Raw genomic sequence first — 17,520 nt, forward strand, 5'->3', positions numbered from 1 at the left:
TTACCCCTGGTTGAGGAGCTGACGCAAATCTATAACTGCAGCGTTTGCCCGGGAAATATAGTTGGCCATGACCAACGAGTGGTTGGCGAGGATGCCAAAGCCACTGCCGTTAAGAATCATAGGGCTCCACACCGGTTCCTGCGAGGCTTCCAGCTCGCGAATGATCTGACGCACGCTGACGGTGGCGTTTTTCTTGGCCAGTACGTCGGCGAAGTCGACTTCAATCGCGCGCAGCAAGTGCGACAAGGCCCACGCCTGGCCACGGGCTTCGTAGAACACGTTGTCGATCTGCATCCATGGGGTTTCCACCACTTCTTCATCGACCTGCGGCACTTCACCCGGCGCCAGGGCTTCGGTTTTCAGTGCGGTGTTGAGTTTCACCCGGCCCACACTGGCCGACAGGCGTTGCGACAACGAACCCAGGCGCGTGGCGACATCGCCCAGCCAGTTGTTCAGGTTGTCGGCGCGAGCATAGAACAGCGCGCCCTTCTGGTTCGGGTCGGACAGGCGTGCTTCGTAGCGGCTCAGGGAATTGATGCCTTCCTGGTATTCCGACTCGCTGGACGGCAGCACCCAGCTCTTGTTATCGAAGTTGAAGCGCGGCTCGGCCTTGGCCAGGTCCGCGTCTTCAGCCGACTGCGACTGCGAACGGGCAAAGTCTTTACGCAGCGCGCGGGTCAGGTCGCGCACCTGCACCAGCACGCCATATTCCCAGCTCGGCATGTTGTCCATCCACAGGCCTGGCGGGAAACGGTCATTGGAAATGTAGCCACCGGGCTTGTTCAGCAAGGTGCCGACCACGGTCTTGAGGGTTTCGACGGTGGTGTAGCCAATCACCATCTGCTTGCCTTCCTTCTCGGCGGCAAGCTGGGCATTTTGCTGGACCGGGAACAGCGCCGGCTCTTCGCTCCAGTACCAACCCAGGCCGCCGGTGACCAACAGGTACAAGGCCAGCACGCTGAGCAGTGCTTTGCTCATCAGCAGGTTGCGAAAGTAGCCGCGTTGGGTCGACTTTGGCTCAGGGGCGGGGCCTTTGGCACTGCCTGCACGGTTTTTCCAGTCCAGCATGGCGATATCCTTTCAATCACTTGAGTTCATGCACGTCAATTGTCCGGGTGCGGTCAAACACTCCGACCACAACCCTACCCCATCGTGCCCATCGGCGCGGGGCTTTTAACCGAAAGTGGCAGGTGGGAGACGTTCGACTATAAAGGATGCACGCTTTTTACGCAGCGCGACCATTGAGTCGATAAATGAATGCCTGAGACTTGTACTTAATTGACGTATGACACTCATGCAACAGAAAAGAGGTGCTAGCATAGAGCCATCAGTCGACCTCAGCATGCACCCTCACTAGTAGTCAGGATATGACCGAGCCAGAAGACCCCAGCCGTGAGCGTCTCAAGCACCATTTTGCCCAGCGGGTAATTCATCAAGCACGTCAAATTCTTGAGATCTGGCAACGCCTGCAACGCAGCGAATGGTCGAACACCGATTTGTCCGAACTCAGCGAAGCCAACCTGCGCCTGCTGCGCTTTGCCGAGCGTTTCGAACAGCCGGAACACGGCCAACTGGCGCGGCACATCGGCGAATCGCTCAAGGCGGTGGACGAAAATCGTGGCCGCCTGAGCAGCCAGGTCATCACCGAACTCAACCGCCTGATGCAGCGCCTGTCCCGCACCGGCCTGCGCCAGGGCGACCAGTTGGAACAAACCTTCCTGCCGCCGATGCGCAAGCCCATCTACGTGATGCTGGCCGATCACGACCGCGCCGAGCGCCTGGCCAAGCAGCTGGAATTCTTTGGCATGAGCGCCCAGTCACTGGACAGCGTGGCAGCGTTTCGTGCGTCCCTGGCCGAGCGGCTGCCGTCGGCGATTGTGATGGATGTGGACTTCTGCGGCGCGGGGCTGGGTCTCAAGCTGGCCGCCGAAGCCCAGGAAGGCCTCGAGCAAAAGCTGCCGCTGTTGTTTTTCAGCCTGCACGAAACCGACACGCCAACGCGCCTGGCCGCCGTGCGTGCCGGTGGCCAGGAGTTCCTCACCGGCACCCTGGAAGCGTCGAGCCTGCTGGAAAAGATCGAAGTGCTGACCTGCGTCGCGCAGTACGAACCTTATAAAGTGCTGATCATCGATGACTCACGGGCCCAGGCGCTGCACACCGAACGCCTGCTCAACAGCGCCGGCATCGTCACGCGCACCTTGATCGAACCGATCCAGGCCATGGCCGAGCTGGCGGATTTCCAGCCGGACCTGATCATCCTCGACATGTATATGCCTGCCTGTACCGGCACCGAACTGGCCAAGGTGATCCGCCACAACGACCGCTACGTCAGTGTGCCGATCATTTACCTGTCGGCCGAAGACGATCTGGATAAACAGCTGGACGCCATGAGTGAAGGCGGCGACGACTTCCTCACCAAGCCGATCAAGCCGCGTCACCTGATCACCACCGTGCGCAACCGCGCCGCCCGTGCCCGTAACCTCAAGGCGCGGATGGTGCGCGACAGCCTGACCGGGCTGTACAACCACACCCATATCCTGCAATTGCTCGAAGACTGCAGCTTCCGCGCCCGCCGCGAGAACAAGCCGCTGAGCTTTGCGATGCTCGACATCGACCACTTCAAACGCGTGAATGACAGCCACGGCCACCCGATGGGCGACCGCGTAATCAAGAGCCTGGCGCTGTTTCTCAAGCAGCGCCTGCGCAAGACCGACTACATCGGGCGCTACGGCGGCGAAGAGTTCGCCATCGTGATGCCCGACACCGACCTGGAATCGGCCTGCAAAGTGCTGGACGAAATCCGTGGGCGCTTTGCCGAAATTCATTACCCGGCCCAGCCGCAGGATTTATGGTGCACCTTCAGCGCCGGGCTGGTGGAGCTGTGCGACGGTTCCGACAGCCTGATGATGGCCGCCCAGGCCGACGAGGCGCTGTACCGCGCCAAGGACGCCGGGCGCAACCGCGTGCAAGCCGCGCGCACATCAAAGCAAAGTGCCATCTTTTCACCGGAATCCACTGAATCCGTCATAACTTTGTAATGAAAACGCAATAACTTCAGGCACTTATCTTTTGCTGTCGGTTGAAACCACGCATGCGCCTGAAGCTGCTGACCAATCTCAATACCCTTCTGCTAGTGGCCGTGTGCCTGGCCCTTGGGGCCACGCTTTGGTGGTCGCAACGCGCACTGGAACGGCCGTATCTGCTGATGGAACGCTACCTGGGCCTGTCGCAGACCTTTCAGAACCAGGCCGCGCGCAACATTGACGACTACCTTGCCAGCGGCGATGCCCTGCGTTTGAGCAGCGCCAGTCAAAGCCTGGAAAACCTGTTGCAGCATCTGAACGAATTGCCGGCAGAGCTTGCGCAAAACCTGCGCCCCAGCCTTGTGGATCTGGACACCTTCAGCAAAACCGAGCTGCTCGCCGCTGGCAAACTGGCGGGCGACCCGCAAGCCCTGTTGCTGCAAGCCGAACGTGAGCTGGGCGCGAACCTGGAGCAACTGAGCCAATACGCCACGGGAGTCAACTCGCCAGACGCCGCTCGCTACCTGCCGCCCTTGCTGGCTGCGTCCCAGCACGTGGGCAAACTGTCCCTGGCCCGCGACAAACTGGTCAGCAGCGGGCGCGCGGAGTTGGCCGATGACGTGGAACGCGAAGTTGCGAGTATCCGCACCCAGGCCGACCTGTTGGCGGCGTTGCCGTTGCTGGGTGTAAAGGCCAGCAGCGAATCCGGCGCCGATGATTTTTCCGCCATGATGGGCCTGGAAAACAGTGCAAAAGCCGAAGTGCAAGATACTGGCGTCGACCTCAAGCGTGAACTCAACAGCCTGTTGACCCGCTACCCTGCCGAACTCCAGCGTACCCGCGAGCAAATCCAGCAGCGCACCGCACTGGCGGCCGCCACCCACCTGAAAATTGCCGCCGTGCAACAGGCCATCTCCGGCCTGGAGCCGGTGGTGCGTGCCCAGCACGCCAGGATCCAGGGTGAAGTGCGCTTGTTACAAGGCCTGATGATCGGCCTGATCCTGCTGATTGCCCTGCTGATCGACACCCTGCAACGGCGCCTGGCGCGGGTGCTGACCAATCTGGCACCAGCCCTGTCGACCTGGGCCGAAGGTGATTTCAGCCAGCCGATTGCCTTGGGCAAGACCAACCGTGAACTGCACGATATTGAAGCCTCGCTGAACCGCTTGCGCGCGTACCTGGTGGACCTGGTGGGCACCATTCGCGGGAATGCCGAAGAAGTCGCCGGTAGCAGCCGCGCCCTGGCCGAGCTGAGCAGCGGCTTGCATGATGGTGCGCAGCGCCAAGCGGGTGATACCGCACAGATCCGCGACTCCCTGGGCGAACTGGAAGCCACCATCCAGCAAGTGGCCGGCGATGCCAGCCAGGCCGCCGGTGCCAGCCGCAGCGCGGGCCTGGCCGTGGAACAAGGCCAACGGGTGATCGGCTTGAGCCTCACCGGGCTGCATGCGCTGGTGGGTGAAGTGCAGCAAAACGCACAGATGATCGAAAAACTTGCGGAAGAATCCGCCACCATCGGCGGCGTGCTCACCGTGATCCGCTCGATTGCCGACCAGACCAACCTGTTGGCCCTCAACGCCGCCATCGAGGCTGCGCGCGCCGGTGAAGCCGGGCGTGGGTTTGCCGTGGTAGCTGACGAAGTGCGCACCCTGGCCCAGCGCACGGCGGGCGCTACCGCTGAAATCCAGGGTTTGATCACCGGCCTGCAAAGCGCCGCCCACCAGTCGGTGCAAGGCATGCGTGCGCAGGTCGAACACGCCGAAGCCACCGCCCAGCAGGCCCAGGCGGCCGACGGCGCGCTGGATGAAATCGTCGGGGCGATCCAGACCATTTCCGACACTGCCGTACGCATTGCCGATGTGACCGCGCAGCAGAGTGGTGCCGTCAGTGAGATTCGTGACAACAGCGAACGGATTCACCAGTTGGGCGAGGATAATCTACTGCGCATCGGCCAAGGGCGCAGCCAGGGTGAGCATCTGCTGGAACTGGGTGGGCAGCTCAACACTGCCGTGCAGGCGTTTCGCGTCTGACAGCCCTATGAAGATCAAAATGTGGATCCCCAGTGATCTCACTGCCGTCTTACCAATGACCGGATTACAGGCCACAGTCACAAATTTTGCGCAATCATCGCTAATCGTGCCGCCTACTGCATAGAACTGGACAGTCACAAAGGCTTTGCGGCATAGTCGCCGGGTTCTGACGCACCCACTTCAATAACAAGGAACAGCCGATGGCGACCTTACTGGTTCTTCACGGACCCAACCTGAACCTGCTCGGCACCCGTGAACCGGGCGTCTACGGGGCGGTGACCCTGGAACAGATCAACCTCGATCTGGAACGCCGGGCGCGTGAAGCCGGCCACCATTTGCTGTACCTGCAAAGCAATGCCGAGTACGAATTGATTGATCGCATCCATGCTGCGCGTGGCGAAGGCGTGGACTTTATCCTGATCAATCCCGCCGCTTTTACGCATACAAGTGTTGCATTACGTGACGCGCTGCTGGCGGTGAGCATCCCATTTATCGAAGTGCATTTGTCGAACGTGCACAAACGCGAAGCTTTCCGCCATCACTCCTACTTCTCCGACGTAGCGGTAGGTGTGATCTGCGGCCTTGGCGCCAGCGGTTACCGACTGGCCCTGGAGGCCGCCCTGGAACAACTTGAACAACCGGCCAAGCGCCCCTGACCGACCCTTGGGAGTTGATGATTCATGGATATCCGTAAAGTTAAGAAACTGATCGAACTGCTGGAAGAATCCGGTATCGACGAGCTGGAAATCAAGGAAGGCGAAGAATCCGTACGGATCAGCCGTCACAGCAAGACCCCGGCTCAACAGTTCTACGCGCCACAGATGCAAGCACCCGCTCCGGCTGCCGCACCTGCCGCCGCTCCGGCTGCTGCCGCTGCACCTGCTGCCCCGGCCGCGCCTGTGCTGAACGGCTTCGTGGTCAAGTCGCCAATGGTCGGTACCTTCTACCGCACCCCGGCACCGACCTCGCCAGCCTTCGTTGAAGTCGGCGCAACCGTGAAAGTGGGCGACACCATCTGCATCGTTGAAGCGATGAAAATGATGAACCACATCACGGCTGAAAAAGCCGGCGTCATCGAATCCATCCTGGTAGAAAACGGTCAGCCGGTTGAGTACGACCAGCCGCTGTTCACCATCGTTTGAACCGCGGAGCGCCTTCGATGTTGAAACCTGCGAAGAAACTGCAAAAAGTCCTGATCGCCAACCGCGGCGAGATCGCGCTGCGTATCCTGCGCGCCTGTAAGGAAGAGGGCATCAAGACCGTCGCTGTTTACTCGACGGCCGATACTGAATTGATGCACGTGAAACTGGCGGACGAAAGCATTTGCATCGGCCCGCCACTGGCCACGAACTCGTACCTGAAAGTCTCGAACATCATCGCCGCCGCTGAAGTGACCGGCGCTGATGGCATCCACCCAGGCTACGGCTTCCTCGCGGAAAACGCCGATTTCGCCGAACAGGTGGAAAAATCCGGCTTCGCCTTCATCGGCCCTAAAGCCGAAACCATCCGCCTGATGGGCGACAAGGTTTCGGCCAAGGACGCGATGATCGCGGCCGGCGTGCCAACCGTTCCAGGCTCCGACGGCCCACTGCCGGAAGACGAGGCAACCGCCCTGCGCATTGGTCGCGAAGTCGGTTACCCGGTGATCATCAAGGCCGCCGGTGGCGGTGGTGGTCGCGGCATGCGTGTGGTGCACAAGGAAGAAGACCTGATCGAAGCCGCCAAGCAGACCCGCTCCGAAGCGGCTGCCTGGTTCGGCAACCCGATGGTCTACCTGGAGAAGTACCTGACCAACCCACGTCACGTGGAAGTGCAGGTTCTGTCCGACGGCCAGGGCCACGCCATCCACCTGGGCGACCGCGATTGCTCGCTGCAACGTCGTCACCAGAAGGTGCTGGAAGAAGCACCGGCACCGGGCCTGGACGAAACCGCGCGCCAGGAAGTACTGGCTCGCTGCGTCAAGGCGTGCATCGACATCAACTACCGTGGCGCCGGTACCTTTGAGTTCCTCTACGAGAACGGCCGTTTCTACTTCATCGAGATGAACACTCGTGTGCAGGTAGAGCATCCGGTTTCGGAGATGGTCACCGGTATCGACATCGTCAAGGAGATGCTGAGCATCGCCGCCGGTAACGTGCTGTCCTTCACCCAGGACGACGTGAAGATCCACGGCCACTCCCTGGAGTGCCGGATCAACGCCGAAGACCCGAAAACCTTTATCCCAAGCCCTGGCCTGGTCAAGCATTTCCACGCGCCGGGCGGCAACGGCGTGCGTGTGGATTCGCACCTGTACAGCGGCTACAAGGTTCCGTCCAACTACGACTCGCTGATCGGCAAGCTGATCACCTGGGGCGCCACCCGCGACGAGGCCATGGCCCGTATGCGCAATGCCCTGGACGAGATCGTGGTAGACGGCATCAAGACCAACATCCCGCTGCATCGGGACTTGGTACGCGATGAAGGCTTCTGCGAAGGTGGTGTGAACATTCACTACCTGGAACACAAGCTGGCCAACCAGTAAGTGCTCCACCCAACAAAGCCGCCTTCGGGCGGTTTTGTTGTTTGTGGCACACCGTTTTTTTCTGAATAGACACATTGCCCCTGTGGGAGCGGGCTTGCTCGCGAAAGCGGTAGGTCAGCTGGAACATAAGGCGACTGACCCTACGCCTTCGCGAGCAAGCCCGCTCCCACATTTGGTCGGTGTGCAGTTAGTACAGTCGTCTTCTGGCCTGCGCTCGCGTAAACTTGCGCGCTTTCGCGACCTCGCCGTCGCACACTCATTTTTTCAAAGGTGCCCGCCATGCCTTGGCTGCAAGTCCGTCTCGCCATCAGCCCAGAACAAGCCGAAACCTACGAAGACGCTTTCCTCGAAGTCGGCGCCGTTTCGGTGACCTTCATGGACGCCGAAGACCAGCCGATCTTCGAACCGGAACTCAACACCACGCCGCTGTGGTCCCACACCCACCTGCTGGCCCTGTTCGAAGACGGCACCGATGCCGCCGCCGTGCTGGCCCATATGCAATTGCTCACCGGCAGCCCGCTGCCGGAGCATCACAGCGAAGTGATCGAAGACCAGGACTGGGAGCGCAGCTGGATGGACAACTTCCAGCCGATGCGTTTCGGCCAGCGCCTGTGGATCGTGCCAAGCTGGCACGCCGCGCCTGAACCGAATGCCGTCAACCTGCTGCTGGACCCGGGCCTGGCGTTCGGCACCGGCACCCACCCCACCACCGCACTGTGCCTGGAATGGCTGGACGGCCAGGACCTGAGCGACTGCAACGTGCTGGATTTCGGCTGCGGCTCGGGGATCCTGGCGATTGCTGCGCTGTTGCTGGGCGCCAAGCAAGCGGTCGGCACCGATATCGACGTGCAAGCCCTGGAAGCCTCCCGCGATAACGCCGGGCGCAATAACATTGCTGAAGGCAAATTCCCACTGTACTTGCCGGAAGATTTGCCCCAGGTGCAGGCCGATGTGCTGGTGGCCAATATCCTTGCCGGGCCGCTGGTGTCGCTGGCGCCGCAATTGTCGAGCCTGGTCAAGCCGGGCGGGCGCCTGGCGCTGTCGGGTATCCTCGCCGAGCAAGGCGAAGACGTGGCCGCTGCCTACGCCAAGGATTTCGAACTGGACCCGATCGCCAACCGTGATGGCTGGGTACGCATCAGTGGTCGTCGGCGCTAGAATGAGCGCTTGCCTGAATCGGATGGCCGCATGACCGACAGTTTCGTCACCCAGTGCCCACATTGCCAAGCCCGCTTTCGCGTCAACCACGCACAATTGAGTGTGGCCCGTGGCGTGGTGCGCTGCGGCTCGTGCCTGCAAGTGTTCAACGCCGCTCGCCAGTTGCTGGAGCAGCGCGGCCAGGTGCCTGCGCCTGAGCAGCCGGCCGTTGCCGAGAAAGCCGCCGAGCCGTCCGCCGAGGCCCCACGGGCCATCAGCCAGAAGCAGTGGAACGCCGAAGAGCTGGACCTGGACAACCTGGACCTGGATGAAGAACTGGCCAAGCTGGAACGTCGCCAGGCACCCGCCGACCGGCGCCAGCCTGAAGAGGCCCTGAGTGCCACGCGTGGCACCGCCAAGGCCGAAGAAGAACAGTGGGCCGCCAGCCTGTTCAGTGAACCGCCCGAGGAACGCACACCAGCGCCCGAGGACGAGCCGGAACCGGCCACTGCGACACGTCAGCGCACCGAACCCTCCATGTCATTTCGCCTTGACGACATCGACGATGAACCGCCATTGCGCTCGGCGCCTCACGTTGAAGATGACGATATCGACCCGCCGTTCACACCCTTGACCCAGGCCCTGGACGCACCGGAACCCGAAGATCGCCCGCAACCGCGGCGCAAGCGCGCGCGCGCCGAGGCCAGCGTTCACGACGATCTGCTCCAGGATCTGGAAGACGATCCGTTGCACCTTTACGCCCAAAAGCGCCCGTCCGGCTGGGGCCGTCGCCTGGTCTGGATCCTGTTGGTGCTGATTGCCGCCGCAGGCCTTGCCGGCCAGTACATCGCGTATCAATTCGACGACCTGGCCCGCCAGGATGCCTACCGCCCATGGTTCCAGCAGCTATGCCCGTCATTGGGCTGCACGGTGCCATCGCGGGTCGATATCGCCCATATCAAGAGCAGCAACCTGGTGGTACGCAGCAACCCGGAGTTTGCCGGGGCGCTGGTGGTGGATGCGATCATCTATAACCGGGCAACGTTTTCCCAGCCCTTCCCGCTGCTGGAACTGCGGTTTGCCGACATGAACGGCAGTCTGATCGCCAGTCGTCGCTTCAAACCCGGCGAATACCTGAGTGGTGAATTGGCCGGCGTCAGCGAAATGCCTTCGCAGACACCTATCCACATTTCCCTGGATATCCTTGATCCAGGCAACAAAGCCGTGAATTACAGCCTGAGTTTTCACTCGCCCGAGTGAACCGGCGCAGGTTCTGAGGTTTGACGGCAAATTATTGACTTTGCCGTGCGTAACCAAACCGGCGGCGATAAAGAAATAACTGTTCAGATTTTATCCAATTCAGCCTTTATCCAGTCATCGAGAGCGGGTATCATGCCAACCCTTTTTCGAACTCTAATGATCCGGCCCCACAACAGGGAAGTCCTATGTCGGCGGTACGCATCGGCCCATACACATTGCAAAACGGCTTGATCCTCGCCCCGATGGCGGGCGTCACCGACCAGCCCTTTCGTCAGCTGTGCAAGCGTTTGGGCGCGGGTCTAGTAGTCTCTGAAATGGTCACCAGCGACATGAGCTTGTGGAACACCCGCAAATCGCGGATGCGCATGATCCACGAAGGTGATCCCGAGCCCCGCTCGGTGCAGATCGCCGGGGGTGATGCGCAAATGCTGGCGGATGCGGCCCGAGCCAATGTGGAGTTGGGCGCACAGATCATCGACATCAACATGGGCTGCCCGGCCAAGAAGGTCTGCAACAAGGCCGCCGGTTCCGCATTGTTGAAAGATGAGCAGTTGGTAGCCGAGATCCTTCAGGCCGTTGTCGCCGCAGTGGATGTGCCGGTCACCCTGAAGATTCGTACCGGCTGGGACCGGGACAATAAAAATGGCCTGACCGTGGCGAAGATCGCTGAACAGGCCGGGATTACAGCGCTGGCGGTGCATGGCCGCACCCGCGCCGACCTTTACACCGGTGAAGCCGAGTACGACACCATTGCCGCGATCAAGCAGGCGGTGTCGATGCCGGTCTTTGCCAATGGCGATATCGACTCAGCCGAGAAAGCCCGGCGCGTGCTGCACGCAACCGGTGCCGATGGCTTGTTGATTGGCCGGGCTGCCCAGGGGCGGCCATGGATTTTTCGTGAGATCGAGCATTTTCTGCGTACCGGCGAAGTCTTGCCGGCACCGGAGTTGATCGAGGTGGAACGTATTCTGCTAGAGCATCTGGCCGCCCTGCACGCCTTCTATGGAGACGTGATGGGAGTACGCATTGCTCGCAAGCATGTCGGCTGGTATCTCGCAACCTTGCCGGGCGCCAGGGAGTTTCGCGCCCACTTCAATCGTTTGGATGATACGGAAGCACAGTGCGCCAACGTTCGTGAGTTCTTCTGCGAGCGTTACAAGAGCCTGGGGACAGGGGACGGAGAGGGGGTGGCCGCATGACGATGATGACCGAGACTTTAGTGAGTGGAACAGCACCCGTGAGCGACAACGTCAATTTGAAACAGCACCTCAACACGCCGAGCGAAGAAGGTCAGACCCTTCGTGGGAGTGTCGAGAAGGCGCTGCACAATTATTTCGCCCACCTTGAGGGCGCTTCCGTCACGGACGTGTACAACCTGGTGCTCTCCGAAGTCGAGGCGCCGCTGCTCGAAAGCGTGATGAACTACGTCAAGGGCAACCAGACCAAAGCCAGTGAGCTGCTGGGCCTCAACCGTGGCACCTTGCGCAAAAAGCTCAAACAATACGATTTGCTGTAAGCATTCAATCAAACCAGAAAGGCGCCCGCGTAAAAACGGTCGCCTTTTTTGCTGACTCCTTTGCTTTTGATGGAAATTGAAATGACCGACCAGACCACCCGCCTGCCGATCCGCCGCGCCTTGATCAGTGTCTCCGACAAGACCGGGATCCTCGAATTTGCCCGGGAGCTGGAAGCCCTGGGCGTGGAAATCCTCTCCACAGGCGGGACCTTCAAACTACTGCAGGACAACGGCGTGGCCGCAGTAGAAGTCGCGGACTACACCGGTTTCGCAGAAATGATGGACGGTCGGGTCAAGACCCTGCACCCGAAAATCCACGGTGGGATCCTCGGTCGTCGCGGTATCGACGACGCCATCATGAGCGAACACGGCATCAAGCCGATCGACCTGGTGGCCGTTAACCTTTACCCGTTCGAAGCCACCATCAACAAGCCAGGCTGCGACCTGCCGACCGCCATCGAGAACATCGATATCGGCGGCCCGACCATGGTTCGCTCGGCTGCCAAGAACCACAAAGACGTGGCCATCGTGGTTAACGCCAGCGACTACGCCAACGTACTGGAAAGCCTGAAAGCCGGCGGCCTGACCTACGCCCAGCGTTTCGACCTGATGCTCAAGGCGTTCGAACACACTGCTGCCTACGACGGCATGATCGCCAACTACATGGGCACCGTGAACCAGGCCGCCGAGACCCTGAGCACCGAAGACCGCAGCCAGTTCCCGCGCACCTTCAACAGCCAGTTCATCAAGGCCCAGGAAATGCGCTACGGCGAGAACCCGCACCAGAGCGCGGCGTTCTACGTTGAGGCCAAGCCTGCCGAAGTCGGCATCGCCACCGCGACCCAGCTGCAAGGCAAAGAGCTGTCCTACAACAACGTGGCCGACACCGACGCTGCGCTGGAATGTGTGAAGAGCTTCGTCAAGCCAGCCTGTGTGATCGTCAAGCACGCCAACCCGTGCGGCGTGGCCGTGAGCCCGGACGCTGAAGGCGGCATTCGCCAGGCCTACGAACTGGCCTACGCCACCGACACTGAATCCGCGTTTGGCGGCATCATTGCCTTCAACCGCGAGCTGGACGCCGAGACCGCCAAGGCGATCGTTGAGCGCCAGTTCGTTGAAGTGATCATTGCCCCTTCCGTGAGTGAAGAAGCGCGCGCCATCGTCGCCGCCAAAGCCAACGTGCGCCTGCTGGCCTGCGGCGAGTGGTCGGCTGACCGCGCCGCTGCCTGGGACTACAAGCGTGTCAACGGTGGCTTGCTGGTGCAGAGCCGCGACATCGGCATGATCGGCAGCGAAGACCTCAAAGTCGTGACCAAACGCGCGCCGACCGAGCAAGAGATCAACGACCTGATCTTCGCCTGGAAAGTGGCCAAGTACGTTAAATCCAACGCCATTGTCTACGCCAAGAACCGCCAGACCATCGGTGTCGGCGCCGGCCAGATGAGCCGCGTGAACTCGGCGCGTATCGCCGCGATCAAGGCCGAACACGCAGGCTTGCAGGTCGTGGGTTCGGTGATGGCTTCCGACGCGTTCTTCCCGTTCCGTGATGGCCTGGACAATGCCGCGAAAGCCGGTGTGACCGCCGTGATCCAACCGGGTGGTTCGATGCGTGATGCTGAAGTGATCGCCGCCGCTGATGAAGCTGGCATCGCGATGGTCTTCACCGGTATGCGCCACTTCCGCCACTGATTCAACTCGATCGAAATGTGAGAGCGGGCTTGCTCGCGAATACGGTGTATCAGCTACATATCCTGCGACTGACACACCGCTTTCGCGAGCAAGCCCGCTCCCACATTTAAAAGCGCTCCAGCGGCGCCTTACAGAATTTGAGGGTTTTGAAATGAATGTTTTGATCATTGGCAGCGGTGGCCGTGAACACGCCCTGGCCTGGAAAGTTGCCCAGGACCCACGTGTCCAGAAGGTTTTCGTCGCACCCGGCAACGCCGGCACCGCCATTGAAGCCAAGTGCGAAAACGTCGCTATCGACGTGCTGGCCCTTGAGCAGTTGGCCGACTTCGCGCAAAAGAATGTTTCCCTGACCATCGTCGGCCCGGAAGTACCGCTGGTTGCCGGCGTGGTGGACCTGTTCCGCAGCCGTGGCCTGGACTGCTTCGGCCCAACCGCCGGTGCCGCGCAGCTGGAAGGTTCCAAAGCCTTCACCAAGGATTTCCTGGCTCGCCACAAGATCCCGACGGCCGACTACCAGAACTTCACTGAGATCGAGCCGGCCTTGGCTTACCTGCGTGAAAAAGGCGCACCGATCGTGATCAAGGCCGATGGCCTGGCCGCCGGTAAAGGCGTTATCGTCGCCATGACCTTGCAGGAAGCCGAAGACGCCGTACGCGACATGCTCGCTGGTAACGCCTTTGGTGATGCAGGCTCGCGTGTAGTGATCGAGGAGTTCCTCGATGGCGAAGAAGCCAGCTTTATCGTGATGGTCGATGGCAAGAACGTGCTGCCGATGGCCACCAGCCAAGACCACAAACGGGTTGGCGATGGCGACAGCGGCCCAAACACCGGCGGCATGGGTGCCTACTCCCCTGCCCCGGTCGTCACCGCCGACGTGCACAAACGCGTGATGGACCTGGTGATCTGGCCAACCGTGCGCGGCATGGCCGACGAAGGCAATGTATACACCGGTTTCCTCTACGCAGGCCTGATGATCGACAAAGCCGGCAACCCGAAAGTCATCGAGTTCAACTGCCGCTTCGGCGACCCGGAAACCCAACCGGTGATGCTGCGTCTGCAATCGAGCCTGGTGCTGCTGGTGGAAGCCGCATTGGCCCAGGCCCTGGACAAGGTTGAAGCGCAGTGGGACCCGCGTCCAAGCGTTGGCATCGTGCTGGCGGCCGGTGGTTACCCTGCCGACTACGCCAAGGGCGATGTGATTGAAGGTCTGGATGCGGCTGCTACGCTGGAAGGCAAGGTGTTCCATGCGGGCACCGCGCTCAAGGACGGCAAAGTTGTAACCGCAGGTGGCCGTGTATTGTGCGCCACTGCAATGGGTGCCAGTGTCGACGCCGCGCAACAGCAGGCGTACAAACTGGCGGCAAAAATCGACTGGAAAGGCTGCTTCTACCGCACGGACATCGGCTATCGCGCCATTGCCCGTGAACGCGGCGAGAGCAACTGAACAGCACGCTTGCGTAGCTATCCGTTCGGTTAGGTAAGGGCCTCTGGCCCTTGCCGTACCCATGTCGCCCCGCGCATAGTTAACCCGTGCATCAACCTACGAAGGGATTTCGCCGTGCGCTGGCTCAGGATCGCCATAGGTTTTACAGTCAGCTTGCTGACCCTGCTCTGCTTGTTCCCGGCCCAGGCCGCCGCGCAAGGCAGTGGTTGGGCAGTATTGCTTGATGAACAGGCCGACCTGCAACTGAGCGACATCCGCTCCGCCCGCTACACCAATCAATTCAGCCCCATCGAACTCGACCGGATTACCGCTGCGGAGCCGGACGGTGCGTTGTGGGTACGCTTCAAGCTGCAACCCGGCAAGCACGAACAAGTGCTGCGCGTATTCGCCCCGGACCTCTCACACCTGAACCTGTATGTGCTCGACGGCGACATGCTGGTAGAACAGCAAAGCACCGGCACGCGCCAGCCCCAGGCGGAACGCCCGCTGCCCAGCAGCGATTTCATGCTGCCGATGCCCCAGAGCCAGAAGCCCCTTGAAGTGTACCTGCGCCTGGTTTCGGAACACGAACTGCGCCCCTACATCACCCTGGAACCGGCCGTGCTCGCCGCCGCCGACCAGACCCAGACGCTGATCTACGGCCTGCTGTTCGGCTGCCTGCTGATGCTGATCCTGCACAACCTCACACGCTTCGCCTACCACCGCTCGCGCAGCAGCCTGTGGCTGGCGGCCTGCGAAGTACTGTTGATGCTGAGCCTGGCGCTGCTCCTCAATCTGGTGGGGCCGTGGCTGCCGAACTGGCACGCAGTGCAGACCCCGGGCGCCTACCTCGCGCTGCTGCTGACTGCGCCGTGCGGGCTGATGTTTGCCTATCGCTTCTTCATGCCCCTGGGCCCACACCCGCTGAACAAGCTGTTGATGGCCGACATCCTGCTGATCGTGTTGTGTGGCCTGCTGCTGTTGTTCGTCAACACCCTGCCGCTGAACATCATCACCTACGCGCTGGTCGCCCTGGCGGGCTTGAGCATGTTGTTTGTCTCGGCCTACCACTGGCAGAAAGGCTACCGGCCGGCGCGCTTGTTTGTGGTGGCGATGGTGGTGTTCAACATCGGCACCTTGATCATCCTCCCCGCCCTGCTCGGCCTGACGCTGGTGGCGCCGCAAGGTTTGATCGTAACCCTGCTGAGCTTTATTTGCCTGAGCGGCCTGCTGATGAGCCTGGCCCTGGGCGAACGCCAGCGCGCCATTGTCGAAGCACGCTTCAGCCTCAGCCGCGACCTGGCGGCCAGCAACGCCGAAATCGCCGCCAAGGCCGAATTCCTGGCCAAGATCAGCCACGAAATCCGCACCCCTATGAACGGTGTGCTGGGCATGACCGAGTTGCTGTTGGGCACGCCGTTGTCGGTGAAACAGCGTGACTATGTGCAGACCATCCACAGCGCCGGCAATGAACTGCTGACGCTGATCAACGAGATCCTCGACATCTCCAAGCTCGAGTCCGGGCAGATCGAACTGGACGACGTGCAATTTGACCTCAACGCGCTGATCGATGATTGCTTGAGTATCTTCCGCGCCAAGGCCGAGCAGCAGAACGTCGAGCTGATCAGCTTTATCCAGCCCCAGGTACCGCGCGTCATCAGCGGCGACCCCACGCGCCTGCGCCAGGCGCTGTTGAGCCTGCTGGAAAACGCCCTGCAAAAAACCGATGAAGGCGAAGTGCTGATTGTGGTCGCCCTCGACGAACGCAGCACCAAGCCGCGCCTGCGCATCGCCGTGCAAGACAGCGGCCTGCCGATGGACGCCGCCGAACGTGACGCATTGCTGCACAGCGAACTGCACAGCAAGAACTTCCTCTCGGCCACGCGCCTGAGCGGCCACCTGGGCCTGGTCATCGCCCGCCAGTTGATCCTGTTGATGAACGGCGAGTTCGGCATCAAGAGCGGCAGCCACCAGGGCAGCACCCTGTGGCTGACCCTGCCACTGGACCCGGAGCGCCTGGAGCACCCGACGTCCGACCTCGACGGGCCGCTCAAGGGTGCGCGGGTGTTGGTGGTCGATGACAACGACACCTGCCGCAAAGTGCTGGTGCAGCAATGCACCGCCTGGGGCTTGAACGTCAGCGCCGTGCCGTCCGGCAAAGAGGCCCTGGCGCTGCTGCGCACCAAAGCGCACCTGCGCGACTACTTTGACGTGGTGCTGCTGGACCAGAACATGCCCGGCATGACCGGCATGCAACTGGCGGCGAAGATCAAGGAAGACCCGAGTCTTAACCACGACATCCTGCTGATCATGCTCACCGGCATCAGCAATGCGCCGAGCAAGATCATCGCGCGCAACTGCGGGATCAAGCGCATCCTCGCCAAACCGGTGGCCGGCTACACGCTCAAGACCACCCTGGCCGACGAACTGACCCAGCGCAGCAAAGGCGCAATTGCACCGCGCCCTATGCTCAACGCGCCGGCCGCGGTGACCGTGCCGAGTGATTTCAAGATCCTGGTGGCCGAAGACAACAGCATCTCCACCAAAGTGATTCGCGGCATGCTCGGCAAGCTCAACCTCAACCCGGACACCGCCAGCAACGGCGAAGAAGCGCTGGAGGCAATGAAAGCCCAGCGTTACGACCTGGTGTTGATGGACTGCGAAATGCCGATCCTCGATGGCTTCTCTGCCACCCAGCAATTGCGCGCGTGGGAAGTCAGCCATCAGCGTATTCGCACACCCGTGGTTGCGCTCACGGCGCATATCCTCACGGAACATAAAGAGCGCGCACGCCAGGCCGGCATGGATGGGCATATGGCCAAGCCGGTGGAATTGTCGCAGTTGCGTGAGCTGGTGGAGTTTTGGGTGGCGCAGCGTCAGCAACGCCCGGAACACGCGCCGTCCTGACCTGAAATACCATC

At 61.2% G+C, this 17,520-nt stretch carries 12 protein-coding genes and 1 pseudogene; 12 read left to right on the forward strand and 1 reads right to left on the reverse strand.

All coding sequences use genetic code 11. The features are described 5' to 3' along the window. Window positions 1-978 (reverse strand): DUF2333 family protein, encoded by a 978-nt coding sequence (locus tag FFI16_RS23545; protein WP_370589438.1) that lies wholly within the window; start codon window positions 976-978, stop codon window positions 1-3. Between the two features lie 389 nt (window positions 979-1,367). Here FFI16_RS23545 and FFI16_RS23550 point away from each other — a divergent pair, with 389 nt between their 5' ends. The 12 genes and pseudogenes from FFI16_RS23550 (at window position 1,368) to FFI16_RS23615 (ending at window position 17,506) form a co-directional block, all read left to right on the forward strand. Continuing rightward, window positions 1,368-3,038, forward strand: a complete 1,671-nt coding sequence (locus tag FFI16_RS23550; protein ID WP_138817037.1) for a PleD family two-component system response regulator — start codon at window positions 1,368-1,370, stop codon at window positions 3,036-3,038. 1,499 nt (window positions 3,039-4,537) lie between these two features. Next, a pseudogene (locus FFI16_RS30965) lies at window positions 4,538-5,053 on the forward strand (methyl-accepting chemotaxis protein); the annotation flags it as partial. Between the two features lie 200 nt (window positions 5,054-5,253). Beyond that, window positions 5,254-5,709: a type II 3-dehydroquinate dehydratase gene (gene aroQ / locus FFI16_RS23560; protein ID WP_017136743.1), complete on the forward strand. Its 456-nt coding sequence runs from the start codon at window positions 5,254-5,256 to the stop codon at window positions 5,707-5,709. Window positions 5,710-5,733: 24 nt separating this feature from the next. Continuing rightward, entirely contained in the window at window positions 5,734-6,195 is a 462-nt protein-coding gene (accB, locus tag FFI16_RS23565; protein WP_122718896.1) for an acetyl-CoA carboxylase biotin carboxyl carrier protein, read from the forward strand. A gap of 17 nt (window positions 6,196-6,212) precedes the next feature. Further along, window positions 6,213-7,574: an acetyl-CoA carboxylase biotin carboxylase subunit gene (gene accC, locus FFI16_RS23570; protein ID WP_017136745.1), complete on the forward strand. Its 1,362-nt coding sequence runs from the start codon at window positions 6,213-6,215 to the stop codon at window positions 7,572-7,574. Between the two features lie 279 nt (window positions 7,575-7,853). After that, window positions 7,854-8,732, forward strand: a complete 879-nt coding sequence (prmA, locus tag FFI16_RS23580) for a 50S ribosomal protein L11 methyltransferase (RefSeq protein WP_138817039.1) — start codon at window positions 7,854-7,856, stop codon at window positions 8,730-8,732. Between the two features lie 30 nt (window positions 8,733-8,762). Further along, entirely contained in the window at window positions 8,763-9,971 is a 1,209-nt protein-coding gene (locus FFI16_RS23585) for a DUF3426 domain-containing protein (RefSeq protein ID WP_138817040.1), read from the forward strand. Between the two features lie 185 nt (window positions 9,972-10,156). Then, window positions 10,157-11,170, forward strand: coding sequence for a tRNA dihydrouridine synthase DusB (gene dusB / locus FFI16_RS23595; protein ID WP_138817041.1), 1,014 nt, complete (start codon window positions 10,157-10,159; stop codon window positions 11,168-11,170). Further along, on the forward strand, window positions 11,167-11,487 hold the full coding sequence (fis, locus tag FFI16_RS23600) for a DNA-binding transcriptional regulator Fis (RefSeq protein ID WP_003221275.1): 321 nt from the start codon (window positions 11,167-11,169) through the stop codon (window positions 11,485-11,487). The genes dusB and fis overlap by 4 nt, the downstream gene beginning before the upstream one ends. A gap of 81 nt (window positions 11,488-11,568) precedes the next feature. Further along, complete coding sequence (purH, locus tag FFI16_RS23605; RefSeq protein ID WP_058419481.1) at window positions 11,569-13,176, forward strand: bifunctional phosphoribosylaminoimidazolecarboxamide formyltransferase/IMP cyclohydrolase; 1,608 nt, start codon at window positions 11,569-11,571, stop codon at window positions 13,174-13,176. A gap of 151 nt (window positions 13,177-13,327) precedes the next feature. Continuing rightward, a complete protein-coding gene (gene purD / locus FFI16_RS23610) occupies window positions 13,328-14,620 on the forward strand; it encodes a phosphoribosylamine--glycine ligase (protein ID WP_138817042.1) in 1,293 nt (430 codons plus the stop codon). 114 nt (window positions 14,621-14,734) lie between these two features. Beyond that, entirely contained in the window at window positions 14,735-17,506 is a 2,772-nt protein-coding gene (locus FFI16_RS23615; RefSeq protein WP_138817043.1) for a hybrid sensor histidine kinase/response regulator, read from the forward strand. Window positions 17,507-17,520 lie beyond the last annotated feature (14 nt).

It is taken from the genome of Pseudomonas sp. KBS0710 (genome assembly GCF_005938045.2).
Classification (GTDB): Bacteria; Pseudomonadota; Gammaproteobacteria; order Pseudomonadales; family Pseudomonadaceae; genus Aquipseudomonas.